The sequence below is a fragment of the Alteromonas sp. KC3 genome, from assembly GCF_016756315.1.
Classification (GTDB): domain Bacteria; phylum Pseudomonadota; class Gammaproteobacteria; order Enterobacterales; family Alteromonadaceae; genus Alteromonas.
This window is the reverse complement of the sequence record NZ_AP024235.1, coordinates 4,128,602-4,153,564: the sequence shown is the minus strand read 5'-3', so window position 1 is coordinate 4,153,564 and position 24,963 is coordinate 4,128,602. Positions and strand designations below refer to the sequence as shown.

The 24,963-nt window shown below is 45.5% G+C and carries 22 protein-coding genes; 20 read left to right on the top strand and 2 right to left on the bottom strand.

What is annotated here, in order from left to right:
• Positions 1 to 3: 3 nt before the first annotated feature.
• Positions 4 to 1,146 carry a tRNA epoxyqueuosine(34) reductase QueG gene (gene queG / locus JN178_RS18315; protein ID WP_202262745.1) on the bottom strand — a complete coding sequence of 381 codons (1,143 nt, stop codon included), beginning with the start codon at positions 1,144 to 1,146 and terminating at the stop codon, positions 4 to 6.
• 6 nt (positions 1,147 to 1,152) lie between these two features.
• On the opposite strand from queG, the gene JN178_RS18310 reads away from it, so the two are divergent.
• From JN178_RS18310 to JN178_RS18245, 14 genes are all read left to right on the top strand, one after another.
• Positions 1,153 to 2,652, top strand: a complete 1,500-nt coding sequence (locus JN178_RS18310) for an NAD(P)H-hydrate dehydratase (RefSeq protein ID WP_202262744.1) — start codon at positions 1,153 to 1,155, stop codon at positions 2,650 to 2,652.
• 74 nt (positions 2,653 to 2,726) lie between these two features.
• On the top strand, positions 2,727 to 3,209 hold the full coding sequence (gene tsaE / locus JN178_RS18305) for a tRNA (adenosine(37)-N6)-threonylcarbamoyltransferase complex ATPase subunit type 1 TsaE (protein WP_202262743.1): 483 nt from the start codon (positions 2,727 to 2,729) through the stop codon (positions 3,207 to 3,209).
• A 63-nt stretch (positions 3,210 to 3,272) separates the two neighbouring features.
• Entirely contained in the window at positions 3,273 to 4,616 is a 1,344-nt protein-coding gene (locus tag JN178_RS18300) for an N-acetylmuramoyl-L-alanine amidase (RefSeq protein WP_202262742.1), read from the top strand.
• 121 nt (positions 4,617 to 4,737) lie between these two features.
• Positions 4,738 to 6,501 carry a DNA mismatch repair endonuclease MutL gene (mutL, locus tag JN178_RS18295; RefSeq protein ID WP_202262741.1) on the top strand — a complete coding sequence of 588 codons (1,764 nt, stop codon included), beginning with the start codon at positions 4,738 to 4,740 and terminating at the stop codon, positions 6,499 to 6,501.
• Between the two features lies 1 nt (position 6,502).
• Positions 6,503 to 7,438: a tRNA (adenosine(37)-N6)-dimethylallyltransferase MiaA gene (miaA, locus tag JN178_RS18290; protein WP_202262740.1), complete on the top strand. Its 936-nt coding sequence runs from the start codon at positions 6,503 to 6,505 to the stop codon at positions 7,436 to 7,438.
• Between the two features lie 78 nt (positions 7,439 to 7,516).
• A complete protein-coding gene (gene hfq / locus JN178_RS18285; RefSeq protein ID WP_014951092.1) occupies positions 7,517 to 7,765 on the top strand; it encodes an RNA chaperone Hfq in 249 nt (82 codons plus the stop codon).
• A 17-nt stretch (positions 7,766 to 7,782) separates the two neighbouring features.
• Positions 7,783 to 9,072 (top strand): ribosome rescue GTPase HflX, encoded by a 1,290-nt coding sequence (hflX, locus tag JN178_RS18280; protein WP_202262739.1) that lies wholly within the window; start codon positions 7,783 to 7,785, stop codon positions 9,070 to 9,072.
• 67 nt (positions 9,073 to 9,139) lie between these two features.
• Positions 9,140 to 10,291, top strand: a complete 1,152-nt coding sequence (hflK, locus tag JN178_RS18275) for an FtsH protease activity modulator HflK (RefSeq protein WP_202262738.1) — start codon at positions 9,140 to 9,142, stop codon at positions 10,289 to 10,291.
• 6 nt (positions 10,292 to 10,297) lie between these two features.
• Entirely contained in the window at positions 10,298 to 11,179 is an 882-nt protein-coding gene (gene hflC / locus JN178_RS18270; RefSeq protein ID WP_202262737.1) for a protease modulator HflC, read from the top strand.
• A gap of 289 nt (positions 11,180 to 11,468) precedes the next feature.
• Positions 11,469 to 13,070 carry an AbgT family transporter gene (locus JN178_RS18265; protein ID WP_202262736.1) on the top strand — a complete coding sequence of 534 codons (1,602 nt, stop codon included), beginning with the start codon at positions 11,469 to 11,471 and terminating at the stop codon, positions 13,068 to 13,070.
• A 244-nt stretch (positions 13,071 to 13,314) separates the two neighbouring features.
• Positions 13,315 to 14,394, top strand: coding sequence for a ferrochelatase (gene hemH, locus JN178_RS18260; RefSeq protein WP_202262735.1), 1,080 nt, complete (start codon positions 13,315 to 13,317; stop codon positions 14,392 to 14,394).
• A gap of 28 nt (positions 14,395 to 14,422) precedes the next feature.
• Positions 14,423 to 14,830 carry a DUF4112 domain-containing protein gene (locus tag JN178_RS18255; RefSeq protein WP_202262734.1) on the top strand — a complete coding sequence of 136 codons (408 nt, stop codon included), beginning with the start codon at positions 14,423 to 14,425 and terminating at the stop codon, positions 14,828 to 14,830.
• Between the two features lie 106 nt (positions 14,831 to 14,936).
• Positions 14,937 to 16,577, top strand: coding sequence for an acetolactate synthase large subunit (locus JN178_RS18250; protein ID WP_202262733.1), 1,641 nt, complete (start codon positions 14,937 to 14,939; stop codon positions 16,575 to 16,577).
• Between the two features lie 42 nt (positions 16,578 to 16,619).
• Positions 16,620 to 18,050: an aldehyde dehydrogenase family protein gene (locus tag JN178_RS18245; protein ID WP_202262732.1), complete on the top strand. Its 1,431-nt coding sequence runs from the start codon at positions 16,620 to 16,622 to the stop codon at positions 18,048 to 18,050.
• 30 nt (positions 18,051 to 18,080) lie between these two features.
• Here JN178_RS18245 and JN178_RS18240 read toward each other — a convergent pair whose 3' ends face one another.
• Positions 18,081 to 18,440 carry a DUF2237 family protein gene (locus JN178_RS18240; RefSeq protein WP_202262731.1) on the bottom strand — a complete coding sequence of 120 codons (360 nt, stop codon included), beginning with the start codon at positions 18,438 to 18,440 and terminating at the stop codon, positions 18,081 to 18,083.
• A gap of 102 nt (positions 18,441 to 18,542) precedes the next feature.
• On the opposite strand from JN178_RS18240, the gene ubiG reads away from it, so the two are divergent.
• From ubiG to JN178_RS18210, 6 genes are all read left to right on the top strand, one after another.
• The gene (ubiG, locus tag JN178_RS18235) at positions 18,543 to 19,295 is read left to right on the top strand and encodes a bifunctional 2-polyprenyl-6-hydroxyphenol methylase/3-demethylubiquinol 3-O-methyltransferase UbiG (protein ID WP_202262730.1); all 753 of its coding nucleotides are present in this window, start codon (positions 18,543 to 18,545) and stop codon (positions 19,293 to 19,295) included.
• A gap of 256 nt (positions 19,296 to 19,551) precedes the next feature.
• Entirely contained in the window at positions 19,552 to 20,490 is a 939-nt protein-coding gene (locus JN178_RS18230) for a lipase family alpha/beta hydrolase (RefSeq protein ID WP_202262729.1), read from the top strand.
• Entirely contained in the window at positions 20,490 to 21,449 is a 960-nt protein-coding gene (locus JN178_RS18225; RefSeq protein ID WP_202262728.1) for a lipase secretion chaperone, read from the top strand. The genes JN178_RS18230 and JN178_RS18225 overlap by 1 nt, the downstream gene beginning before the upstream one ends.
• Before the next feature lie 143 nt (positions 21,450 to 21,592).
• Entirely contained in the window at positions 21,593 to 22,201 is a 609-nt protein-coding gene (locus tag JN178_RS18220) for a glutathione S-transferase family protein (protein ID WP_202262727.1), read from the top strand.
• A complete protein-coding gene (locus tag JN178_RS18215) occupies positions 22,201 to 22,860 on the top strand; it encodes a glutathione S-transferase family protein (RefSeq protein ID WP_202262726.1) in 660 nt (219 codons plus the stop codon). Before JN178_RS18220 ends, JN178_RS18215 begins: the two co-directional genes overlap by 1 nt.
• A gap of 106 nt (positions 22,861 to 22,966) precedes the next feature.
• The gene (locus tag JN178_RS18210; RefSeq protein WP_202262725.1) at positions 22,967 to 24,946 is read left to right on the top strand and encodes an alpha/beta hydrolase family protein; all 1,980 of its coding nucleotides are present in this window, start codon (positions 22,967 to 22,969) and stop codon (positions 24,944 to 24,946) included.
• Positions 24,947 to 24,963 lie beyond the last annotated feature (17 nt).

The window sequence follows — 24,963 nt, the reverse complement described above, 5'->3', positions numbered from 1 at the left end:
GTTTTAAGCGTCGCGAGGTAACCCCTTTTCAATCGCTCTTATTAAACGTTTTTGCTGACGGGTCGCATCTGTCTCGCTACTGGCTTTTGCTTGTTGCTGTGCGAGCGCCCAGTCAATATGCCGGTCTACTAAATCACTTACCATACCCCGACGTTGTATTAAAAGTTGTATGCTCATTTCATTAAAAGGGGCATTACCTAGAGCTACCGCAATATTTCGTTGCCATTTTTCGTAGCCTATGCGTCTGATAGGTGAGCCTTCTGTATTAGCCAAAAACGTTTCTTCTGACCAACTAAATAGCGTATTTAAGGACTTTCCATGAAGAACTTGGCGAGGGTGGAAATCTTCTTCAGTGGTAATATCGCTAAAACGGTTCCACGGACAAATTAATTGGCAATCGTCACACCCGTAAATCCTATTACCCATACTCGACCTGAGTGCTTCGGGAATGTCGCTATCTGACTCTATCGTTAAATAGGAAATACAGCGCCTAGCGTCTACTTTATAAGGCGCAACAATCGCGTTGGTTGGGCAGATTGTCATGCAGGCCGTGCACGTACCACAATTTTCTTCAACAGGGGTATCTACGGGCAGCGGCAAGTTGATGAAAAGCTCCCCCAAAAAGAACCAAGAGCCTGCATCTTTGTTAAGTGTCAGGCTGTGCTTTCCTGTCCAGCCGATGCCTGCTTTTTCAGCAATAGCGTGCTCAAGAACGGGGGCTGAGTCTACAAAAGGCCTATACTGAGTATCAGATAATGCGTTGGTGATTTTTTCGCCCAGTTGCTTGAGCCTTTTGCGTAGCACTTTATGGTAGTCGCGACCAAGCGCGTAGCGGCTGATGTAGCCGATGTCAGGACTATTCAAATGCTTAGCGAAAGAGGCATCAGGCGGAAGGTAATTCATTCTTACGCTGATTACGCGCAAGGTTCCAGGAACCAGTTCGTCAGGTCGCGCGCGTTTCATTCCATGACTTTCCATGAATGTCATGTCACCGTGATAGCCTGCGTCTAACCACGCTTGTAAATGGGCCTCGTGCTGATGCAGATCAATATCACTGATACCAACTTGCTGAAAGCCTAGCGCTACACCCCAAGCCTTGATATTGTTTGTTAATTCAACGAGGTCGATGGAATTAATTGCGGACATTTGCTCATGCTAGATACTCAACTCACGTCAAGTTTATCATACAAACTATTTAGAGCCGATCAGGTTCGTGAAAACGAAGCCCAAGCTGCCGCAGATTCTAACTGCGATATGTTTACGTTAATGCAGCGCGCTGGCGATGTTGTTTTTAAACAATGCCAAGAGCTGATGCCTAATTCTGATGTTTATTTGGTTCTGGTCGGTCAGGGCAACAATGCGGGAGACGGCTACATAGCGGCAATGAATGCCAAATTAGCGGGTAAGCAGGTACATTTGTGCGCGGTCGAGCCACAACGAATTCTAGAAGGTGATGCTGGCAAAGCTCAGCAGCGTTGGTGTGATGCAGGCGGAAAGATTAGCGCTTTTGAATCACACATACTTGAAAAGGCGGATGTGGTTATCGATGCACTGTTGGGAACGGGTATCAACAGTTATATCCGCAACGAGTTCGCCGATATTATTGATGCCCTGAATGCCTCGTCGACCCCCGTGGTGAGTGTCGATGTACCATCAGGACTAGATGCAAATACAGGGCAGAGCCTAGGGCGCTGTGTCCAAGCTGATATCACAGTCACTTTTGTTGGTATTAAGCCAGGTCTTGTAACCGGAGCAGGTAAACAATCTTGTGGCAAGCTTGTTTATGCTGATTTGGGAATAGGTAAGGCGTTTCAATCGCTCGCAAAAGCCAGTGCAACGATGCTTAACATTGATCACTTTAAAGGCATGGGGCCTCGCGAAATCAATAGCCATAAAGGCACTTACGGCAGGCTTCTGTGCATCGGTGGTAATAGAGGTACGGCGGGAGCTATTCGCTTAGCGGGAGAAGCTGCACTTCGCAGTGGAGCTGGCATGGTACGCGTGTATACCCATGAGTCTTCGGTTGTGCAAGTGAGTGCAGGGCGTCCTGAACTTATGGTAACAGACTCACACCTAACTGATGCGCTTGAATGGGCAAGTTGTGTTGTAATAGGCCCTGGTCTCGGTCAAGACGACTGGGCTAACACTACATTCGAAATGACGCTTAAGCATTGTCAGACTTATAACAAGCCTGTGGTTATCGATGCCGATGCCCTGAATATATTGTGTAAGCAGTCGACGGCTTACACCATAGCGGACAGCATTCTTACACCACATGCAGGCGAGGCGGCCCGTCTACTTGGCGTTTCAGTTGATGATGTAGAAGGTGACCGCTTTAATTACGCTAGGCAATGTTCTCAGCGCTACCACGCGGTTTGCGTACTAAAAGGGGCTGGAACGTTAATCGACAACGAAAAGAAGACATGGGTATGCCGCCATGGCAATCCGGGCATGGCTACAGCGGGTAGTGGCGATGTACTCAGTGGTATATTAGGTGCTTTACTGGCACAAGGCGTCGAAACCGATATTGCTGCTAAATATGGTGTAGTGCTACATGCAAAGGCAGGTGACGATATTGCCCAACTTTATGGGCAACGTGGTATGATAGCGAGCGATTTATTTGACGCAGTACGTGCACTGATTAATCACTAACTTTCGTGATATTCCCGCAAAAGGGGTGGCATTTACTGTGTTTTTCGGATTTTTAACACTGTGGAATATTGTCGATGTCATACCCGCAAACCTCTTTTTTCGCTAACGAAGTAGATGATACCGCGCAGCTTGCCAAAGACCTTGCGCAAGCTGTTTCCAGTCAACTTCCAACCGATGCTGTTATTTTTTTGAATGGCGATTTAGGGGCGGGCAAAACCACGTTCAGTCGTTATTTTATTCAATCACTCGGCCATTCAGGTAGCGTTAAAAGTCCAACCTATACACTGGTTGAACCTTATGAGCTAGAAAGCGTCAATATTTATCATTTTGATCTATACCGATTGGCCGACCCTGAAGAACTTGAGTTCATGGGGATCCGTGACTACTTCACAAGTGGCGCGATAGCGTTAGTAGAGTGGTCAGAAAAAGGTGGGGAATACTTGGCATCCCCTGACTTAGTGATTAGTATAAATATTACACCGTCTGGTAGGCAGTTCACTATCGAAGCTAAAAGTGCACATGGCGCAAAATTGTTACAGCAATGCAAGCGTGTGTAGCGGGTAAGTGTTGAGAATCACATAATAAGAAAAGCGAAAAGCAAAAGAGCGTGAAGGCATAATATGGTGCGTAGTATATTTTCGGTAATGCTTTTGTGGGTTGTTGTGCAAATGGCACATGCGGCCCAGAATACCATTGATGGTGTAAGGGTATCACCATCATCCGACACCACGCGCGTTGTGTTTGATATGAAGTACGCGCCGGAATTCACGTATTTCACGCTTAAAAATCCTCAGCGATTAGTCATCGATTTACCTAACACCAATAATAACTTTTCACTGTCAAATGTTGATAACGGCGGCGACCTCATAAAACGTCTTCGTTATTCCACACCAAAAAATAAAAGTGCGGCGCGTGTGGTCATTGAGCTTAATCGCCAAGCGACACCTTCTCTTTTCGCTATTACGCCGGCAGGCGCTTTTGGTCACCGTCTTGTACTTGATTTGGCCGACAGTGAGCCTAATCGTACTGCTGTATTAACAGCATCAGCTCCATCAGTAGTGATTGATGACAAAACGAGTCCACGGGATAGCGATATCATCGTTGCGATTGATGCGGGGCACGGTGGTAGAGATCCAGGTTCAATAGGACCGGCAGGTACGTTTGAAAAACACATTACGTTAAGTGTGGCCAAAAAGCTGCAGGCAATGATTAACGCAGAGCCTGGCATGAAAGCGATTATGACGCGTAGCAACGATTCGTATATTTCACCCAATAGACGACCTGAAATTGCGCGAGAGAAAAAAGCCGACTTGCTAATTTCAATTCACGCAGACGCCTTTAGTCAGCCAGAGCCGCGAGGTGGCTCCGTTTGGGTGTTATCTATGAGAAGAGCTGACACAGAGCTTGGTCGCTGGCTAGAAAAATCAGAACGACATGCTGAATTATTAGGTGGCGCTGCTGAAGTTATCAATGATAAATCAAGCGAGCGCTATCTCACAGAGACCATTCTAGGACTGTCCATGGATCACAGCATGGCGAGCAGTCATGATTTAGGAAACAAGGTGGTTGATGAGCTAAAGAAGGTGACAAGTCTTCATAAAAGAAAACCTCAGGCAGCCAGTTTTGCCGTGCTGACTGCGCCGGATATTCCATCTATCTTGGTTGAGTTAGGCTTTATTTCTAATCCTCAGGAAGAGAAAAACCTCAACTGGTCAAAGTATAGAGAGCGCTTGGCCAAAGCGGTGTTTACTGCAACGAAGCAATATTTTAAGCAGACGCCTCCAGATGGTACACTGTGGGCGCAAGAGAAAGCGAATAACAGAACGCATAAAGTACGTAGTGGTGAGTCACTTTCACTGCTAGCACAGCGCTATAACGTTAAAGTGAGCAGTATCAAAGCGGCGAACGACCTAAATAGCGATGTGGTGAGGGTGGGTCAGGTATTGACTATTCCTAGAACCTAACGCGTTTTTAATTCGGTCAAAGTCATCTTCGTTTTACCAAAGTTCGTGTTCGTTTCAGTGCATTGCGTGCAAGACGGCGCGATTGCGTTGTATCAATTAAATCATATTTTAGGGTAAGCCATTGCCTATACAGCTTTTATCTCCGCAACTTGCCAACCAAATTGCCGCCGGAGAGGTGGTAGAGCGTCCTGCATCTGTTGTGAAAGAACTCTTAGAAAACAGCTTAGATGCTGGTGCAACAAAAATTGAAGTGGACATTGAAAAAGGTGGGCACAAACGAATACGCATCAAAGATAACGGCTCTGGTATAGTCAAAGACGAGTTGCAATTGGCGCTAAGTCGCCATGCAACAAGCAAGATCACTACCCTTGATGACTTAGAGCAAATATTGTCACTGGGTTTTCGCGGCGAAGCGTTAGCCAGTATTAGTTCGGTTAGCCGTCTTACTTTAACGTCGCGCACGCAAGCGCAAACTGAAGCTTGGCAAGCGTATTGTGAAGGCCGCGATATGGCAGTAAATGTGCAACCAGCGGCGCATCCCGTAGGCACAACAATTGATGTTGCCGATCTCTTCTATAACACGCCAGCAAGAAGAAAGTTCTTACGCACTGAAAAAACCGAGTTTCAGCACATTGAAGAGGTTATTAAGCGTATTGCACTGAGTTATCCGAGTGTTTCATTTATTCTAAAGCACAACGATAAAGTGATTAAGCGCTACATCGCTGACAAAGCGGGAAGCCTAGCCACGCGAATTGGCGCGGTTGTTGGGCAAAAGTTTATACAGAATGCCGTGCATATTAACACGCAATATGAAGGTATTAGTATTGATGCTTGGCTGGGTAATGAAACTATGCTGCGCAGTAGTAACGATTGCCAATTTAGCTTCGTTAACGGTCGAGGTATGCGCGATAAGCTGATTATGCACGCCATCCGTCAAGCCTATGAAAGTGTTTGGGGTGTTATAGAACAGCCTAGCTTTGTTGTGTATCTGTCGTTGAGTCCAAGAGATGTGGACGTGAATGTACATCCCGCAAAGCATGAAGTGCGATTCCAGCAGGGCAGGCTTGTTCATGACTTTATTTGCAAAACGGTCAGTGAGGCGCTTCACGCGCTCACCGATGATTTACCGTTAACTGACGATTTACATCAGACAAGTAGACCAACACAAGGTGTATTGGCAGGAGATGTGGCTCACGACTACATAAGACCTCTTAAAACACAGTCGTCAGGCACGTCATCTCAAGGGGCAAATGCGCGTATAGGTTCGAGTCGTCCTATTTCTAGCGCCAAAGGGCCTACTGCGGCTTACCAAACGAATTATTCAGCATTAATGACGCCAAAAAGCGACATTTTGTCCCAAAGCACTGGGAAATTGGACGCTATTGAGTGTATCAACCTCACGCCGACATTACGTTTGTACTCACAAGAAGACAAACTTTTTCTAATTGGTGTGGAAAAACTTGCAAGTATCTGGTTGAGCGAACTATTTTTAAAAGCACAGCATGGACAACCGCTGCTAATGCCAGTTGCGTTGGAATATGATGGTGTAAAAGAAGAAAACTTAGCCCTATTGAAAGCACTGCATTTTGATATCAATAAGGTGGCTGGCAAGCTTCGTCTTCAACAAGTGCCCGCTGGCACACGTCACTTACCGTGGATTAAGTGGTTTAGCCATATGTTGTCTTTAGATGTGACTAGTGTTGAGACAGCTCACGCTCAGATTTCTTCGCTGATTTCCTTACCAGCACATGACATTGATGATGAGACTGCAACTCAAGTGTGGTACTGGTTGGAGCAGCAAAGCGAAGCGAAACAATGGGAATATATATCGCAATTTGCTAAAGTTCGCCCCATTAGTGAAGTGCTTGATGTATGGGGAGAATAATATGTCTAGTGGCATAAATTCTGCATCGCCTGTGATAGCAATTATGGGCCCTACCGCATCGGGTAAAACAGATCTGGCACTAGATATTGCTAAGCAGGTAGACAGTGAGATTATTAGTGTCGATTCGGCCCTTGTTTATAAAGGTATGGATATCGGTACTGCGAAGCCGACAGTCGAGGAACAAGCTGGAGTTGTACATCATTTGATCGATATAATCGATCCTGCAGAGAGTTACTCTGTGTCGCAATTTGTCAACGATACCAATAAGTTAATTGGTGAAATCTTCGAAAGAGGAAGGCAACCAATCTTGGCGGGTGGCACAATGATGTACTTTAATGCCTTGATAAATGGAATTTCGCCACTACCTAAGTCGGATGAGGCATTGCGAGAAGCAATCAACGAGCAGGCATTACGCGAGGGATGGGACAAATTACATGACGAATTGTGTCGTGTTGACCCTGTTAGTGGTGAGAGAATTCACCCTAATGATCCACAGCGTATTACACGAGCGCTTGAGGTGTTCCGCTCTACGGGTAAGACCTTGACCGACTGGCAACAGCAGCAAGGTGAAAGATGCCCGTATAATATCGCTCAATTTGCAATTGCACCGCAAGACAGAGCCGTATTGCATAAGCGTATTGCCGAGCGCTTCGACATCATGTTGAAGCAAGGGTTTGAGCAAGAAGTACAAGAACTCTACGAACGGAGTGATCTTCACCAAGATTTACCTTCTATACGTTCTGTGGGTTATAGACAAATGTGGCAGTACTTAGACGGAGAGTTGTCGTATGCAGAGATGCGTGAACGCGGCATTATTGCAACCCGCCAACTCGCGAAACGTCAGCTCACGTGGTTAAGGGGCTGGGAGAACGTTACTTGGCTAGACACATTTGCTAACGATAATTTGACTAAAATTACAGCGAAAGTCACACTTTAAATGTTGGAGTGTGGTATACATTAGACGTGCAGTGGTGGTGTAAGGGCCGCCGCGAATAATAAAAACTAAGGATATCAAATGGCTAAAGGGCAATCTTTACAAGACCCATTCTTAAACGCTTTGCGTAAGGAACGTATTCCAGTATCAATTTATCTGGTAAACGGTATTAAACTTCAGGGACAAGTTGAGTCTTTCGACCAATTCGTCATTCTACTGAAGAACACGGTAAGCCAAATGGTGTACAAGCATGCAATTTCTACAGTGGTACCAGCGCGCGCTATTACCATGCCAAGTGCAGGAGATTCTGAAAATACTAAAGGTGAATAAATTAAAAGGTAACGCGCTTGTTTGACCGTTATGAAGCCGGTGAACAGGCTGTACTTGTTCATGTAAATTTTTCCGACGAGAACAGTAAAGAAGACTTAAGTGAGCTTGAACTTCTTGTGTCTTCTGCTGGGGTTGATGCGGTTGAAGTGATTACAACGTCACGCAGTGCACCGCATGCCAAGTTCTTTGTTGGTTCAGGTAAGGCAGAGGAAATAGCAGCTGCTGTAAAGGCACACGATGCCAATGTTGTTATTTTTAACCACGCGCTCTCTCCCTCGCAGGAGCGTAATCTAGAAGCCGTGTGTAAATGCCGAGTGTTAGATCGCACGGGGCTTATCTTAGACATTTTCGCTCAGCGAGCGAGAACGCATGAGGGTAAGCTTCAAGTCGAACTGGCTCAGTTGAGGCATATCTCAACGCGTCTCATCAGAGGATGGACCCACCTTGAGCGTCAAAAAGGGGGGATTGGTCTTCGTGGTCCTGGTGAAACGCAGCTAGAAACAGACCGTCGATTACTTCGAGGGCGTATCAAAGCCATTCTTCGTCGTTTGGAGAAGGTACAGAAGCAGCGCGAACAAGGTCGTCGTTCGCGTAAGCGTGCTGAAATTCCTACGGTATCCTTAGTTGGCTATACGAACGCGGGTAAATCAACGTTGTTTAACACCATTACCGATTCTCACGTTTATGCAGCTGATCAGTTGTTTGCAACTCTTGACCCTACATTACGCAAAATCGAATTAAAAGACGTTGGGCCAGCCATTTTGGCTGACACTGTAGGTTTTATTCGACATCTTCCTCATGATCTTGTGGCTGCGTTTAAGGCAACGCTTCAAGAAACCCAAGAGGCCGACCTTTTGCTACATGTTGTCGACATTGCAGATGCGAAATATCGCGAGACAATGGATGAAGTGAACGATGTTCTTGAAGAAATTGACGCTTCAGAGATACAACAATTACTAATCTGTAATAAGATTGATAAACTGGACGATGTTAATCCACGTATAGAAAGAAATGACGAGGGCATGCCTGTTCGTGTGTGGCTATCTGCGCAAACAGGAGAAGGCTCTGAGTTGTTGAGCCAAGCGTTGACCGAATGTCTCGGTAAAAGCATGGTTAATTACACGTTGAAGATTCCGCCAGCCCAAAGTCGAATACGTGGTGTGTTGTACGAGCTAAACTGTATAGCAAGTGAAGAATACGACAGTCAGGGTGACTGGGTAGTTGATGTCAGAATGCCTACAGCCGACTGGAACAGACTTGAAAAACGTCTGGAAAACGGAATATCAGAGTATGTTGTGCGACATTAGTCTAGGCTAGACCTAGGTAATGGTTGCGTAATTCAAAAAATATAACAGTAATCTATGGAGTATCAGCATGGCTTGGAATGAGCCGGGTGGCAATAATAATGACCCGTGGAAAAATCGCGGTGGGAAAGAGCAAGGTCCCCCTGATTTAGACGATGTATTTAAAAACTTGTTCGGCAAGTTTGGTAAGTCTGGCGGTAACGGTAATGGCTCAGGTAAAAGCCTAAGCGGTATCGGGGCTGGTATTCTTGTAGTCTTGCTTATTGTCATTTGGGGTGTTAGCGGTTTTTACACCATCCGCGAAGCCGAGCGTGGCGTAGTGTTGCGATTTGGCGAATACCACCAACAAGTTGAACCAGGTCTTCGTTGGGCTCCTACGTTTGTAGATACTGTGATTCCTGTGGATGTGCAGTCTATTCGCGATCAGTCTTCATCGGGTTCAATGCTTACCGAAGATGAAAACGTCGTTAGTGTGCAAATGGAAATGCAGTACCGTGTTGTTGATCCATACCGCTGGACGTTTGCTGTAGAAAGCCCAGAGCAGAGCCTTAGCCAATCACTAGATAGTGCGATACGTTATGTAGTGGGTCATTCAAAAATGGATGACGTACTTACTGATGGACGTGAGGTGACCCGTCAACGTGTTTGGGAAGAGCTTCAAGCCATCATTGAACCATATGACATGGGGGTTTCTATTATCGACATGAACTTCCGTGACGCACGCCCACCTGAGCAGGTGAAAGACGCGTTTGATGATGCCATTGCTGCCCAAGAAGATGAGCAGCGATTTATCCGCGAAGCTGAAGCGTATGCCAGAGAGATTGAGCCGCGTGCACGTGGTCAGGTCAATCGCATGAACGAAGAAGCACAAGCGTATAAAGAGCGCGTAACACTTGAAGCGCAAGGTGAAGTAGCCCGCTTTGATGAACTTCTGCCACAGTATGAGAGAGCGCCGCAAGTAACTCGCGACCGTATTTACCTTGAGACGATGGAAGAAGTATTAGGCAGCACCAGCAAAATTTTGGTGGATAGCAAAGGCGGCAACAATATGATGTATCTTCCATTAGATAAGATAATGGAACGTCAACAATCAAATACGACTACCCGCTCTCGCAATACCCTAGAAGGGCTTCAAGACCCAGTGACTGACGTTTCTGGTCGAAGCCGCAATTCGTCACCATCATCGGGTCTACGCGGTGATAGCTTCAGAGAGGGGAGATAATTAGCTATGAAGAATTTACTTATTGCAGCAGCAGTTCTTCTTGTTTTACTTGCTTCAGGCTCTTTGTTTGCAGTGAAAGAAGGTGAGCGTGCCATTGTTATTCAATTTGGTAAAGTGCAGCGTGATAACGAAACGGGCGACACGAAAGTGTTCACACCTGGTCTTCACTTTAAATTGCCGTTTATTGATTCGGTACGTGTGTTAGATGCACGTATTCAGACGTTGGATGGAACTCCAGATCGCTTTGTTACCAGCGAGAAAAAAGACCTTATTGTCGACTCTTACGTAAAATGGCGTATAGATGATTTTGCGCGTTACTACTTGTCTACCGGCGGCAACAAACTTCAGGCTGAAGCCTTGTTAAAGCAGAAAGTAAACAATGGTTTGCGTTCAGAATTCGGTACTCGCACCATTGCACAAATTGTGTCTGGTGAGCGTTCTGCATTGATGAACCAAGCAATGGAGCAAGCGGCGACCTCGTCTGATGAACTGGGCATTGAAATTGTAGACGTTCGCGTTAAGCAAATTAACTTACCAACAGAGGTGAGTAATTCAATATTCCAGCGTATGCGCGCAGAGCGCGCCGGTGTGGCGCGTGAACACCGTTCAGAAGGCCAAGAGCAAGCAGAGGTTATTCGCGCAAATATCGATGCAAAAGTAACGGTTATGCTTGCTGATGCAGAGCGTAATGCTCGACAACTTCGCGGTGAAGGTGATGCACTTGCAGCACAGATATACGCAGATGCATACTCTAAAAACGCTGATTTTTATAGCTTCCTTCGCAGTATGGATGCCTACAAGAAGAGCTTTAATAGTAAGCAAGACGTGATGGTTATTGCACCTGACAGTGAATTCTTTAAGTATATGAATCAGTCAAAAGGCAATTAATTGCATTTGTGCACGTAAATTTCAAAAAGCCAGTCTTTATGACTGGCTTTTTTGTATCTGTCATTTCTTGTTAAGTTACTGTTTTTATGAGTAAAAGAGAGGGTTAGGATAAGAAAGGGTAACAAGAGATACTGTTTCATTTCACCCTTTGACTGCCAAAATTGAATGAAATCGGGTAAAATACCATCGAATTTACGATAAAAGATGCACCACTGTTTGTACGAAGACACAGCCTTCCCAGCTAGTGAGTCGATGATGTAGGTGCTAAAAAAACGACAGAGGGAAAATTTTGACAACGGAAAACACAAATACAGTTTCTGCCGACAGTAACGGCGGAAAGGGTGGTTTATTCTCGCGATTTCTCGCTACGGTTGAATTTTTAGGGAACTTACTACCTCACCCAGTGACATTGTTTGCGCTATTAGCCGTGTTCATTGTAGTGCTAAGCGGTATTTTAGGTTACTTCGATATCGCGGTTGCAGATCCTCGTCCTGTAGGGGCAAAAGGCAGAGAAGCCGATGGCATGATTGAAGTTATTTCTTTGATGAGTGCTGAAGGCTTGCAACGGATAGTGACTGGTCTTGTGACTAACTTCACTGGGTTCGCACCTTTAGGGACCGTATTGGTTGCCTTATTAGGTGTGTCAGTCGCTGAGCATTCTGGCCTGTTATCTGCCGCTATGCGGGCATTAGTAATGAATGCCTCTCAGCGTGCTGTAACTTTTGCCATCGTATTTGCAGGTATTGTCTCTAATACCGCATCAGAACTCGGTTATGTGGTACTCATTCCACTGGCTGCAATGATCTTTCATTCGCTGGGTCGACATCCGTTAGCGGGTCTCGCAGCTGCCTTTGCCGGCGTATCAGCAGGTTACAGCGCAAACTTACTACTCGGAACTGTAGACCCATTGCTGTCGGGTATTACGGAAGCCGCTGCACACATGATAGACCCCGATTATGTAGTGGGTCCTGAGGTGAACTGGTACTTTATGTTTATCAGCACATTCGTAATTGCGACCATGGGAGCGCTGGTTACGGAGAAAGTGGTGGAACCGCGCCTCGGTAAATTCGACGCATCAGAAGCATCGGTCGATTTGGGTAATCAGTCAATGGATGCACCCACTGATGTCGAGAAAAAAGGGTTGCGCTGGGCAGGTATTTCTTTTGCATTAGTGTGTGCGGTACTAGCACTTACTGTGGTGCCAGAAAATGGTATTTTACGTCATCCAGAAACGGGTGAAGTTGCCGGCTCTCCTTTCTTGAAGGGGATTGTTGCGTTCATTTTCATCACGTTTGCCATTCCCGGTTTTGTTTACGGTAAAGTCACCGGTTCAATGAAGAACGATAAAGACATCATTAATGCCATGTCGAAAAGCATGGGCGCAATGGGTCTTTATATCACCTTGGTATTTTTTGCGGCGCAGTTCGTGGCGTTTTTCAAATGGACTAACCTAGGTACCGTGCTTGCGGTAAAAGGCGCTGCGTTACTACAAGCTGCCGGTCTGGATGGTCCAGCTGTGTTTATCTTGTTTATCTTGATGTGCGGCGTTGTCAATTTATCTTTAGGTAGTGCATCGGCACAGTGGGCCGTAACCGCACCAATTTTCGTGCCTATGCTTATGCTGATTGGGTATGCACCTGAGGTAATACAAGCTGCGTATCGTATTGGTGACTCAGTAACGAACGTAATTGCTCCTATGATGAGTTACTTCGGTCTTATCCTTGCCATGGCCGCCCGTTACAAAAAAGACTTGGGAATGGGCACCTTAATCGCAATGATGTTGCCGTACTCGATGGTCTTTATCGTCGGATGGACATTGTTGTTCTACATCTGGGTATTCCTGCTAGGCATGCCAGTTGGCCCAGGCGCGGCGACCTATTACCAGCCTTAATTACACAACACTTATAGTGACACGCGAAAGGCGGTGGTTGAGTAACCACCGCCTTTTTTTGTTTTTTGTGAAAGCACCCAGTGGCTAATCGCTTCATTTGTACGTTGCAATCGCTTTATTTTCGCCGTGTAAAAGATCATAAGTCGTGGTATTTCAGTATACTATTACTTATTAAAGCGTTACTTATAACAGATAAAGTAATAAAGCTAATTCACAGCGTAGTACTTCTCGGAATCAGTTTTCAATGAAATATAAATCTAACAAAGGGTTCTCCCACGGTCAGGCAGACAAAATAGGTGTATTGGTTACTAATTTGGGTACACCAGAGGCGCCAACTAAACAGGCGTTGCGCCCGTATTTAAAAGAGTTTCTTTCTGATCCACGGGTTGTTGAAGTACCAAGAGCCATTTGGTGGTTTGTGCTAAATATGATCATTCTCAATATACGTCCTAAGCGTTCTGCTCATGCTTATTCGACCGTCTGGACTGACGAGGGGTCGCCATTGATGGCAATTACCAAAGCGCAAGCCAGTGCAATCGCTGAGCGCTGTAAAGCCACTTATGGTGATGATGTGGTTGTTGACTTTGCTATGCGCTATGGCAAACCTGCCATTTCCGATGTTCTCGACAATATGTTATCTCAAGGCGTGCGTAAGTTAGTTGTATTACCTCTATACCCTCAATACAGCGCTTCAACGACAGGCTCAACGTTCGATGCCATCGCCAAAGACTTTACGTCACGTCGCTGGCTACCAGAGCTTCGCTTTGTTAATCACTATAATGACAGAGAAAGCTTTATCAGCGCGCTGGCAAATAAAGTGAAAGCACATTGGGAAGCACATGGACGGGCTGATAAGCTTATTTTGTCTTACCATGGCATACCAAAACGCTACTTGATGAACGGCGACCCGTATCACTGTGAGTGCCACAAAACATCTCGCTTGCTAGCGGAAAAGTTAGGGCTAAGTCACGACGAGTATATGACAACATTCCAATCGCGCTTTGGGCGGGAAGAGTGGTTAAAACCTTATACCGATGAAACCCTAAAAGGGCTGCCTGAGAAAGGGGTCAAATCCATTCAGGTCATGTGCCCCGGTTTTTCTGCCGATTGCCTTGAAACCATTGAAGAAATTGGTGAAGAGAATCGCGAGTACTTTATGGAAGCAGGCGGGGAGCGCTACGAATACATTGAGGCGCTCAACAGCGACAAAGAACACATTGATGCACTGTTTGAAATTATCCAAGAAAACCTTAACGGTTGGACAGTTGAAACTGACAATGGATTACGCGCAGGTCTTGCAAGAGCACTGGGAGCCAGCAAGTAGCCATTGAACATTATGAAGGAAGAATGACATGGACGTTAAAGCGCCCAAAGCCCTGCTAAAGGCACAAAAAATGGCTAACTTACTTGATACGGCAGTAAAGCTACCGATTATACCCATTCGGGTGGGGTTAGACTCTCTCGTAGGCCTTATTCCCGGGGCAGGTGATGCGCTTATGTTGTTTGTGTCACTGAGAATTGTATGGCTTGGCAAGTCCATGGGAATGCCTAAAGCGCTCATTGCGCAAATGATTAAGAACTCAGCTATCGATTTTGGCTTGGGCTTCATACCTTTTATTGGCGATATTGCTGATATCTTTTACAAGGCTAATCAGAAAAACGTGCGGATTATGGAACGCTGGTGGATTAGCGAAAACAAGGCTCATGTCGACGCTGCTACGCAGGAAAAATTAGCGCAATGGGAGTCTGAGAACAGATAACCTCTGAATAAATGTCATAAAATTATCAATCGTTTTCTATACTGTAGGCGTAACAAAAGCGTGTTCACTTCTATCGAACTACCTCTCTACAAGGAGCGTGCAGTAAATGAAAGCGTCAGACCTATTTGTAAAAGCCCTAGAAGCAGAAGGTGTTGAATATGTATTTGGTATTCCAGGCGAAGAAAACCTCGATCTTCTAGAATCACTCCGTTCATCTTCCATCAAATTAGTACTTACACGCCATGAGCAGGGCGCAGGATTTATGGCCGCCACTTACGGTAGGCTTACCGGTAAGGTGGGGGTATGCTTATCAACGCTAGGCCCAGGCGCAACAAACTTAGTTACTCCGGCAGCTTATGCACAATTAGGTGCAATGCCTATGCTGATGATAACGGGGCAAAAGCCCATAAAGACCAGCAAACAAGGCCGCTTTCAAGTCATAGATATCGTCGATATGATGAGGCCGATTACGAAGTTTACGACGCAAGTAGTCAGTGGCGATCGCATTCCTTCTACGGTGAGAGAAGCATTTCGTTTAGCTCACGAGGAGCGACCTGGTGCAGTACATATTGAATTACCCGAAGATATAGCGGCAGAGCAGACGTCTGCCCATTTACTTGAGCCGAGCGTTTCCCGCAGGCCAATTGCAGAATATAAAGCTATTGCGCAAGCAATATCTATGATTGAAGAAGCTCAGTCGCCACTGCTACTTATTGGTGCAGGTGCAAATAGAAAGCTGACGGCAAAAATGCTAAGGGAGTTCGTTGATAAAACCTGTATTCCATTTGTCACCACGCAAATGGGTAAAGGCGTGTTAAACGAGAGCGACAAGCGCTTTGCTGGCAATACCGCACTATCGGATGGTGACTTCGTTCATCGCGCTATCGAGCGCGCAGACCTTATTATTAACGTAGGGCACGATGTTGTCGAGAAGCCGCCTTTCTTTATGCATCACAACGACAAACAGGTAATTCATGTGAATTTTGAGCCTGCTGCAGTTGACCCAGTTTACTTTCCGCAGTTAGAAGTCGTCGGTGATATTGCCAATAGCATATGGCAAATTAAAGAAGGCCTTACACCTCAAGAGGGCTGGAAACTCGACTTCTATCAAGATGTTCACGAAGCTTATGTCAATCACAGAGCCGAGGCCGAGGATGACAGTCGCTTTCCTATTTTACCAGAGCGCTTTGTACGAGACATACGCAAGGTTATGCCCGACAACGGTATTGTGACACTTGATAATGGTGTGTATAAAATTTGGTTTGCTCGAAATTATCCCGCATATCACCCTAATACTCTGTTACTCGATAATGCGCTCGCAACTATGGGAGCAGGGCTGCCCTCAGCGATTGCGGCGAAATTAGTCAAACCTGATGTCCCTGTGGTAAGTGTATGCGGTGATGGTGGGTTTATGATGAACAGTCAAGAAATTGAAACTGCGGTGCGGCTTAAGCTCGACCTTGTTGTGATCATCTTGCGCGATGATGCGTACGGAATGATAAAGTGGAAACAAGCGAATATGCAGTTTGATGAATTTGGTTTGGATTATGGAAACCCGAATTTCGTTAAATATGCGCAGAGTTATGGTGCTCAAGGTTGGCGTGTTGATGATACCGATGTACTGATTCCAATGGTGGAAAAGTGTTTGAATACACCAGGTGTTCATATTATTGATTGCCCTGTTGACTACAGCATGAATGATGAAACCCTGAACCACACCATTAAAGCGCTCAGCGCTAAGCTGTAAAACGCAAATGCAAAGGCAAAGGCAGAGAAAAGGAGCCTAAACATGTTGAAGGACAGTTACCCGTATTACCTTGCGAGCGAAGCCCATTTCGCGAACACCGACTTAGACGTTACCAACAAATTTACCGGTGAAGTGGCGACGAAAGTAGCAATGGCTAACGCCGACACAATAGATAAAGCCATTGCGGCAGCAGAGCAAGCACAACCTGCAATGACGGCGATGGCACCCTACGAACGCCAAGCAGTACTTGAGCACTGTGTAAAGCGTTTTACAGAACGAGCTGATGAGCTAGCACAAGCCTTGTGTATCGAAGCGGGTAAGCCTATCAAGGATGCTAAAGGAGAAGTGAGCCGTCTTATTGATACGTTTAAAATTGCGGCCGAAGAATCTGTGCGCATAAATGGTGAGGTGGTTAATTTGGAGATTTCAGCCCGCGCCAAGGGGTATCAAGGGATGACCAAGAAAGTACCTATTGGACCCTGCTCGTTCATTTCTCCATTTAACTTTCCTTTAAATTTGGCTGCACATAAAGTTGCTCCTGCAATTGCGGCCGGCTGTACCTTTGTTTTAAAACCTGCCTCTCGCACACCTATCGGCGCGCTGATTATCGGTGAAGTACTTGCTGAAACAGATTTACCTAAAGGTGCATTCTCAATTCTGCCATGTAGCCGCGACGGGGCGGACTTATTCACAACGGATGAGCGCCTCAAACTGCTGAGTTTCACTGGGTCGCCAGATGTGGGTTGGGCACTAAAGGCAAAAGCGGGGAAGAAGCCAGTTGTACTTGAATTAGGTGGTAACGCAGCATGTATTGTCGATGAAGATGCCGATATTAAAGACGCCATAGAACGGGTAATCATTGGTGCATTTTACCAGTCTGGTCAAAGCTGCATTAGCGTTCAACGTTTACTTGTTCACAGCAGTATTTACGATGAGTTTAAACAACAATTCGTAGAGCAAGTTAAAGCGTTGGTATCGGGTGACCCATCCGACGAAGACACCTTCATTGGGCCAATGATTTCAGAAGGTGAAGCAAAACGCTTACACGGCTGGATAGAAGAGGCTAAAGATAAAGGTGCCACTATCCTGTGTGGAGGAACTCGCGATGGTGCGATGCTTGAGGCAACGGTTATGGAGAATGTACCAAAAGACTGTGATGCAAGCGCAGAAGAGGCATTTGGTCCACTCGCGATTTTAGTACCGTTTGATGATTTTGATGCGGCATTAGATGAAGTGAATAATAGCCGCTATGGTCTACAAGCAGGCGTATTTACGCGAGATTTATACAAAGCGCACAAAGCGTGGAACGTGTTAGATGTTGGCGGTGTAGTGATTGGCGATGTTCCTAGTTGGCGCGTAGATAATATGCCCTATGGCGGTGTCAAAGACTCGGGCTTGGGCCGAGAGGGCATCCGTTACGCGATAGAAGACATGACTGAAACTCGCCTAATGGTAATTCGAACCCCGCAATAACTCTCTTGCAGTAGGTGCTCAATGGATCACCTACTGCGCAGCGTACTCTTCCAATAGGGCTAACGGAATAATATCCAATGCCTTTTCATGCGTCGCTTCAAGACGCACTTTTGGCGCAACGCCCGCTTGGTAAGCTTGTAGCCATCTTGAAGCACATAAGCACCAACGATCACCGGCCAGCAGCCCTGGAAACTCCATACTTGGCCATGGCGTTATAAGATCGTTGCCTTGGCGTAATGAAAACTGCAAAAATTCATCAGTAACAACAGCGCATACACTGTGGTTGCCTACATCAGCATCGGGTACGTAGCAGAACCCTTCTCGTGTGAAGCCTGTATTTCCACAGCACAGTTGCAATGGTCGACCGTAGACATTTTTTGCGTTTGCCAAATCAAATACTCCTTTCACAACGTATTACTAGCTTTAGAATAACATAGTACTTCATGTGAGCCACATGGTAGCGATTGTATAACGTGCCAAGGAATAATTGATATGCTGGATAAGAGTCAAAAAACGGGGAGCGAGAATTTTTCTCGTGAGGAAGTCGCACGATTTGACGCACTTGCTGAAAGCTGGTGGGATCCAAAAGGGCAGTACAAAACTGCACTGGCATTTAATCAAGCGCGGTTAGAAGTCATAAAAACACAGATTGAGCGTCATTTTGGAATAAACAGCGTTGTTTCAGACTACAGCGCACTGTCAATTATTGATATTGGCAGTGGTGGTGGACTCATCAGTGAACCGCTAGCGAAACTCGGCGCCAAGGTCACCGGAATTGATGCAAGTGCAGTAAGTGTAGAAGTAGCTAAACGGCATGCGGCTAAAGAAGGCGTAAAGGTGACCTATAAACATATGCTGTCAAGCGATGTGGTCAAAGAACAGTCTCAGTACGATGTAGTGATTAATGCAGAGGTGGTAGAGCACGTTCCGGATCAGCAACAACTTATCAGGGAATGTGCGAGTATGGTTAAACCCGGTGGGTTACTCATATTAGCTACCTTAAATAGAACTGTTAAAAGTTATATCATCGCCATAGTAGGTGCCGAGTACGTTATGCGCTATCTACCTATAGGCACCCATGCTTGGCGCAAGTTTGTTAAACCTGCAGAGTTGTATAGCTGGGTAGGCGATGCTTTTGAGCTTCATCACCAAATAGGCATGAAGTTGAATCCTTTTAAAGGTGAATGGGCTACAACGTCGAGCCTCGCCGTCAATTACATTCAAACCTATCGTCACAGAAAGTAATACGTTTACATTAGTTGTGTTTATGCAGTCTATGCACAACAAAAATAGTATGGTAGAGCATACTCAGCGGATACAGTTAACAAACTGATTTACAATGACTTTGAAAAAATAGGGTGCTAAAAATTTGAGCAATACGACACCGCGCGTCTAATTTGTGTCGCATCAAATGTTGATCTTTACATTGTGTTTACATAATTATAACAAAGGTCTGACCACAGACCTCATGTCAATAGACAATATAATTATGGGACACACAATGAAACTAGTTAAAAAACTCGTTGTAACCGTGGCTATTGTTGCTGCGGCGCTTGTTAGCCAAGCTCACGCCAGTACGTACGCCAAAACCAAGTACCCAATAGTATTAGTGCACGGCCTATTTGGCTTTGATGACGTGCTCTTTGTTGATTACTTCTACAAAGTACCGCATAAACTTAGCCGCAATGGTGCCGAGGTATATGTTGCTCAAGTCTCTCCTGCCAATTCCTCGGAGGTACGTGGTGAACAGCTTTTAGCTTATATCGATGAAGTACTCGCATTATCAGGAGCGCAAAAAGTTAATCTTATTGGGCACAGTCACGGCGGTCCAACAGCGCGTTACGCCGCTAGTGTTGCTCCAGACAAAGTGGCATCAGTCTCCTCAGTTGCGGGTGTTAATTGGGGCAGTAAAGTCGCTGACCAACTTCGCAATGCGATAGCTGAAGATTCTTTTCAAGAAGGCGCTGCAAGTGTAGTGGTTGATGCTTTTGCGAATATTATAGAGATTGCTTCAGGTTCTGACCCGCGTGACAAACCTACTGACTCTATTGCAGCAATGGACTCGCTTTCAACCACAGGCAGTATTGCTTTTAATCGCAAGTATCCAGAAGGTATGCCCTCTGCATACTGTCGCAACGATGGAAAGATGCTTGCAGAAAATGGTGTTTATTATTTTTCTTGGAGCGGGGCGAGAACGTTCACCAATGCACTGGATATTGCTGACCCGTTTCTTGCTATTACGGGCACCGCATTTAATGAAGCTAACGATGGCCTTGTGTCTACTTGTAGCTCTCACTTAGGCAAAGTGCTGAAAGACAATTACAAGATGAACCATTTGGATGAAGTTAACCAAAGTTTTGGTATCACCCATTGGTTTGAAACAAACCCAGTTGATGTATTCGTTAATCAAGCCAATAGGCTGAAAAACTTAGGTTTGTAATGAAGGTTATTCTTATTTTCCTAGGAGGGCTTGCAGCCCTCCTTATCGGCACGTTGGCACTTAATAAACAGCAGTCTGCTGCTTCAGTAGAACAACATTTAGTTGCCGACACACCAATGCTACCTTCTTCGCAAGTTGCACTACCGCAAACCTCGTCAGTAGAAAGTAATATAGGTAGCGTAACTCAGAACCAGAATGCCTTTTATTTGAGCTTCACCGTTAAGGACGATTTCGATAAATTTATTTTTGATAGGCAGGAAACCGCACCTGAGTTGGTGATAGCGCATTTCAATGTGTATGCGAGAGAAACGTTTAGCGATGATACCGAGAGTGTGGCGACAGATCTCTTTGAGCGTTATGTAAGATACAAAGTGGCGTTGTCTGACGAAGACATCGAGGTAGATATGTCGCTCTCAAATCTACGCGATGTTGCGTACAAACTCGATGAGAGAGAACTATTAAGGCGTGAGTATTTTTCCGACATTGAATATTACTACTTGTTTAGTCAAGACGCCCAAATTGATCAAGCCGCGTTCGATAGGCTACAGATAGCGCAAGAGAAAATGCTCGACAAATCACAGCGCCAAGCCTTGATCTTTGCGCAAATTGAAAATGCGAGCGACGCTGAAAAACACGCATTTAAGCCAACAGTAGACATGCACAAGATTCAGCAAATAAAGCGCGCACACACATCGCTAAATGCGCGTTACAACGCCGTGGCTGCCGAGTTTGGTCACGAGGTGGCCGAGCGATTCAGGAAAACCTGGCAAGCACAAAGCTCATGGGATGAGCGCGTTAAAGCGTATGAGAGCTACCGACAATCAATAGGGAATAAAGACCTAGAAAGTGATGTCGTGAAACAACAAATTGTCGACTATGAAAAGGCTCATTTTAGTGCCAACGAACTAAAACGGCTAAGAGTGATAACTTCTCTGCAAGCGGCAGCTTCGGCCGATTAAGCTTCAACGCATACATAGGTATAACCATAAAAGCGCTGAATAGTCATACTGTTAAGCAGAGTGATTTGAATGCCTACTCTCCACTGACTACATTAGCAATACACACCTCGCCCTACCGAGTTGCCTATGGAGAGTTTGACAGTATGAAAATATATGAAACGAAAACAGCACCCAATCCTCGCCGAGTACGCATGTTCCTCGCAGAAAAAGGAATAGACGTCGACTATGTTCAAGTCGATATTCAAAAAGGTGAGAATCTAACTGCTGAAATGCGTGCGAAAAACCCACTTGGGAAAATTCCAATTTTAGAACTCGACGATGGAACCTGCATCGCAGAAACCGACGCTATTTGTACATATTTTGAAGCACTGCAACCTGAGCCGCCATTAATGGGCACTACGCCGGTAGAAAAAGCAACGATTTCTATGTGGCAACGACAAGTTGAGTTTGCATTTATGCTTCAGGTTGGCATGTGCTTTCAACATACAACGGGCTATTTTAAAGACCGCATGGTGCCGGTACCTGAGTATGGAAAAGAAGCGGGTATTAATGCATCGAAGTACTTAAATATCTTGGAGCGTAGGCTTGGTGTAAAACCCTTTATAGCCGGTGATGCGTTTAGTATTGCAGATATTACCGCATTGTGTGCCTTAGACTTCGCCCGCGTTGTCGATATTCGAATGAAAGAAGAGCAAACCAACTTGGCTCGCTGGTATGAGACAGTGAGTAGCAGAGCGAGTGCAAAAGCCTGATGATTGATTTATATACCGCAGCAACCCCCAATGGATGGAAAGCCTCTGTCGCCCTTGAAGAAATGGGGCTTCAGTATACTGCCCATAGCGTTAATTTAATGAAAGGCGAACAAAAAACACCTGAGTTTCTCGCCATGAACCCCAACGGACGTATTCCGGTGATTGTCGACCGTGATGAGCAGGGGCATGTTGTGTTTGAATCCGGGGCCATAATGCTCTATCTCGCTGAAAAAACGGGTATGTTTTTACCCCAATCAGCAAAAGGTAAGAGTCAGGTTACTCAGTGGCTTATGTTCCAAATGGGGGGGATTGGTCCCATGATGGGACAAGCCAACGTGTTTTATCGCTATCTAGAAGAAAAGATCCCAGTTGCTATCGACAGATACCAAAACGAAGTGCGACGACTTTTCACTGTTTTAGACGGTCGTTTAGCTGAACATGAGTACTTGGTTGACGACTACTCTATTGCAGACATGGCGAACTGGTGCTGGGTACGCACTTATGAGTGGTCTGGCGTTAGCATAGAGGGACTGGACAATCTTATTCGCTGGAAAAATAGCATTGAAGCGAGACCAGCAGCGCGACGCGGTGTAGAAGTGCCTAATAAGATTGATAAAGAAGCCCTAATTAAAGGCGCCAAGAACGTGGTGACTCGCTAGAACATTAAACAAAGCGTGCTGTACTTTTTTAAATGCACGCTTTGTATTACACTGCAGGCGTGCAAAAACGCGCTAGAACTACGAAAAACAACGTTAAAGGTTTATCATGAAAGGGATTTTACTCTCGCTAATGCTATTAGTTGTGAGCGCTGCGTCCTTCGCTTCGCAACAGCTGCCACTTGAATACTTCATTAAACACGGTGATTACCTCGATTTAAAACTATCGCCTAACGGTAAACACATTGCCGCGCGCGTGCGTGTGGATGGTCGAGTATTCCTAGCCATATTAAATGCTGCGGATATGCAGATTGTAGGCGGTATCAAACCAGGTAATAAAGACATTATCCACACGGTTAACTGGGTAAATGATGAGCGTCTGGTTTTCGAATACGCGGAAAAACAAAGTTACCTCGATAGTCCTATTCCGACAGGCGAGTTATTTGCCATGAATATCGATGGCTCGCAAAAAGAAATGCTTTATGGTTATCGGGCTAGCGATGAAAGAACGGGTTCGCGTTTATCAAGTAAAGAAAACACGTTAGCAAGCCAAGAGATCTTAAGTTATCTAGAAGATGATGAAGACCATATTCTTATTGCCGAATATCCATGGACAAAAGAGGGGACATTGTATTACGACTCTCGTGAAAGACCTCCCATTATTAGCCGTCTTAATATTTACAGTGGTAAAAAGCGCAAACTAGACATATTACCTTATGGGCACAGCCGTGCACTAGCCACGAAAAAAGGCCAGGTTAACTTTATGACGTGGCGCGACGAAAATGGCAACGGACACTCTGCCTATCGCAAAAATAACGACGCAGAATGGGTGCCGTTGAACGAAGCTTTTGAAATTCAAGAAGGGCTATACCCACTAGGCCTTAGCGAAGATAATAAATCAATTTATCTGTCTGGCCGCACAGGTGAAGAAGAAGTGTACACACTGTACACGTTAAATCTTGAGACAGGTAAATACGCGCGCGCGTTCCCAGAGCATACAACCGATATTGAAAATGTGATTTTAGATACCAATGGAATGCCTGCAGTAGGTATTACTTATCCAAACAAGTCAGCGTTTGTTTATGCTAAAAATAACTCGAAGATTGGTAAGATCCACAAAATGCTAGCAGATGCATTTGAAGGGCAAACCGTTGATATAGCTAGTGCGACAAAAGATTGGAAAACGCTTCTTGTACACGTTTCTAGCGATGTAAATCCGGGTGAATACTACTTATTTGATAGTGAATCGATGGGGGCCGAATTTATTTGGGCGAACAGCTCATGGATAGACCCTGGTTACCTATCAGCAATGCAGCCTATCGACATTCCTACAGAAGATGGTGAAACCATTCACGGTTACCTTACCATGCCAAGTGTAAAGCTTAACGAAGGCAAGCCACCATTGGTTGTGATTATTCACGGTGGTCCGCATCAACAAGGAACTCGAGATTTTTGGCAGTATGATGCCGAAACTCAGTTGATTGCCAACCGTGGTTATGCCGTTTTACGCGTAAACTTTAGAGGCAGTGACGGCTACGGCAAACGCTTCGAGCGCTTGGGTTATCGAGAGTGGGGCGGCGCGATGATTAAAGACATTAACGACTCGGTTAAGTACGTTATTGATAAAGGCTACGTGGACGGAAACAAAGTATGTTCTTACGGCGCTAGCTACGGAGGTTACGCTGCCTTGATGTCAGTGGTTCGCGACCCAGATTTGTATAAGTGTACCATTGGCTATGTAGGCATTTACGACCTAGAGTACGTATATTCAGAAAGTGATATTCCAAATAGCTGGGGCGGTCAGGCTTATTTGCAGCGCGTACTGGGCACCGACAAACAAGTATTATCTGAGTTCTCGCCGATTAGTCATGCTAGTGAAATTAAGGCCAAAGTAATGCTTATCCATGGTTCAAAAGACCGTCGTGTACCTGAAATAAACTCAGAAGCCCTTGCTGAAAAGTTAGAAGAAGTAGGCAATGCGCCTCAATATCTTCAGTATTCACAAGCAGGCCACGGCGTGTTTGATGAAGGTGACAGACAAGAGTTGTATCAGGGATTACTCGATTTCCTAGATGCAAACCTTCATTAAAAACGTAAAATAAAACA

What these genes read in the sequence shown, in the direction of transcription:
- miaA (WP_202262740.1), top strand. Translation starts at nt 6,503, where the DNA reads ATGTCTAGTGGCATAAATTCTGCATCGCCTGTGATAGCAATTATGGGC.
- hflC (WP_202262737.1), top strand. Translation starts at nt 10,298, where the DNA reads ATGAAGAATTTACTTATTGCAGCAGCAGTTCTTCTTGTTTTACTTGCT.
- JN178_RS18220 (WP_202262727.1), top strand. Translation starts at nt 21,593, where the DNA reads ATGAAAATATATGAAACGAAAACAGCACCCAATCCTCGCCGAGTACGC.
- JN178_RS18225 (WP_202262728.1), top strand. Translation starts at nt 20,490, where the DNA reads ATGAAGGTTATTCTTATTTTCCTAGGAGGGCTTGCAGCCCTCCTTATC.
- JN178_RS18215 (WP_202262726.1), top strand. Translation starts at nt 22,201, where the DNA reads ATGATTGATTTATATACCGCAGCAACCCCCAATGGATGGAAAGCCTCT.
- JN178_RS18250 (WP_202262733.1), top strand. Translation starts at nt 14,937, where the DNA reads ATGAAAGCGTCAGACCTATTTGTAAAAGCCCTAGAAGCAGAAGGTGTT.
- JN178_RS18245 (WP_202262732.1), top strand. Translation starts at nt 16,620, where the DNA reads ATGTTGAAGGACAGTTACCCGTATTACCTTGCGAGCGAAGCCCATTTC.
- JN178_RS18230 (WP_202262729.1), top strand. Translation starts at nt 19,552, where the DNA reads ATGAAACTAGTTAAAAAACTCGTTGTAACCGTGGCTATTGTTGCTGCG.
- hfq (WP_014951092.1), top strand. Translation starts at nt 7,517, where the DNA reads ATGGCTAAAGGGCAATCTTTACAAGACCCATTCTTAAACGCTTTGCGT.
- JN178_RS18300 (WP_202262742.1), top strand. Translation starts at nt 3,273, where the DNA reads ATGGTGCGTAGTATATTTTCGGTAATGCTTTTGTGGGTTGTTGTGCAA.
- JN178_RS18255 (WP_202262734.1), top strand. Translation starts at nt 14,423, where the DNA reads ATGGACGTTAAAGCGCCCAAAGCCCTGCTAAAGGCACAAAAAATGGCT.
- hflK (WP_202262738.1), top strand. Translation starts at nt 9,140, where the DNA reads ATGGCTTGGAATGAGCCGGGTGGCAATAATAATGACCCGTGGAAAAAT.
- queG (WP_202262745.1), bottom strand. Translation starts at nt 1,146, where the DNA reads ATGTCCGCAATTAATTCCATCGACCTCGTTGAATTAACAAACAATATC.
- JN178_RS18210 (WP_202262725.1), top strand. Translation starts at nt 22,967, where the DNA reads ATGAAAGGGATTTTACTCTCGCTAATGCTATTAGTTGTGAGCGCTGCG.
- tsaE (WP_202262743.1), top strand. Translation starts at nt 2,727, where the DNA reads ATGTCATACCCGCAAACCTCTTTTTTCGCTAACGAAGTAGATGATACC.
- ubiG (WP_202262730.1), top strand. Translation starts at nt 18,543, where the DNA reads ATGCTGGATAAGAGTCAAAAAACGGGGAGCGAGAATTTTTCTCGTGAG.
- JN178_RS18310 (WP_202262744.1), top strand. Translation starts at nt 1,153, where the DNA reads ATGCTAGATACTCAACTCACGTCAAGTTTATCATACAAACTATTTAGA.
- hemH (WP_202262735.1), top strand. Translation starts at nt 13,315, where the DNA reads ATGAAATATAAATCTAACAAAGGGTTCTCCCACGGTCAGGCAGACAAA.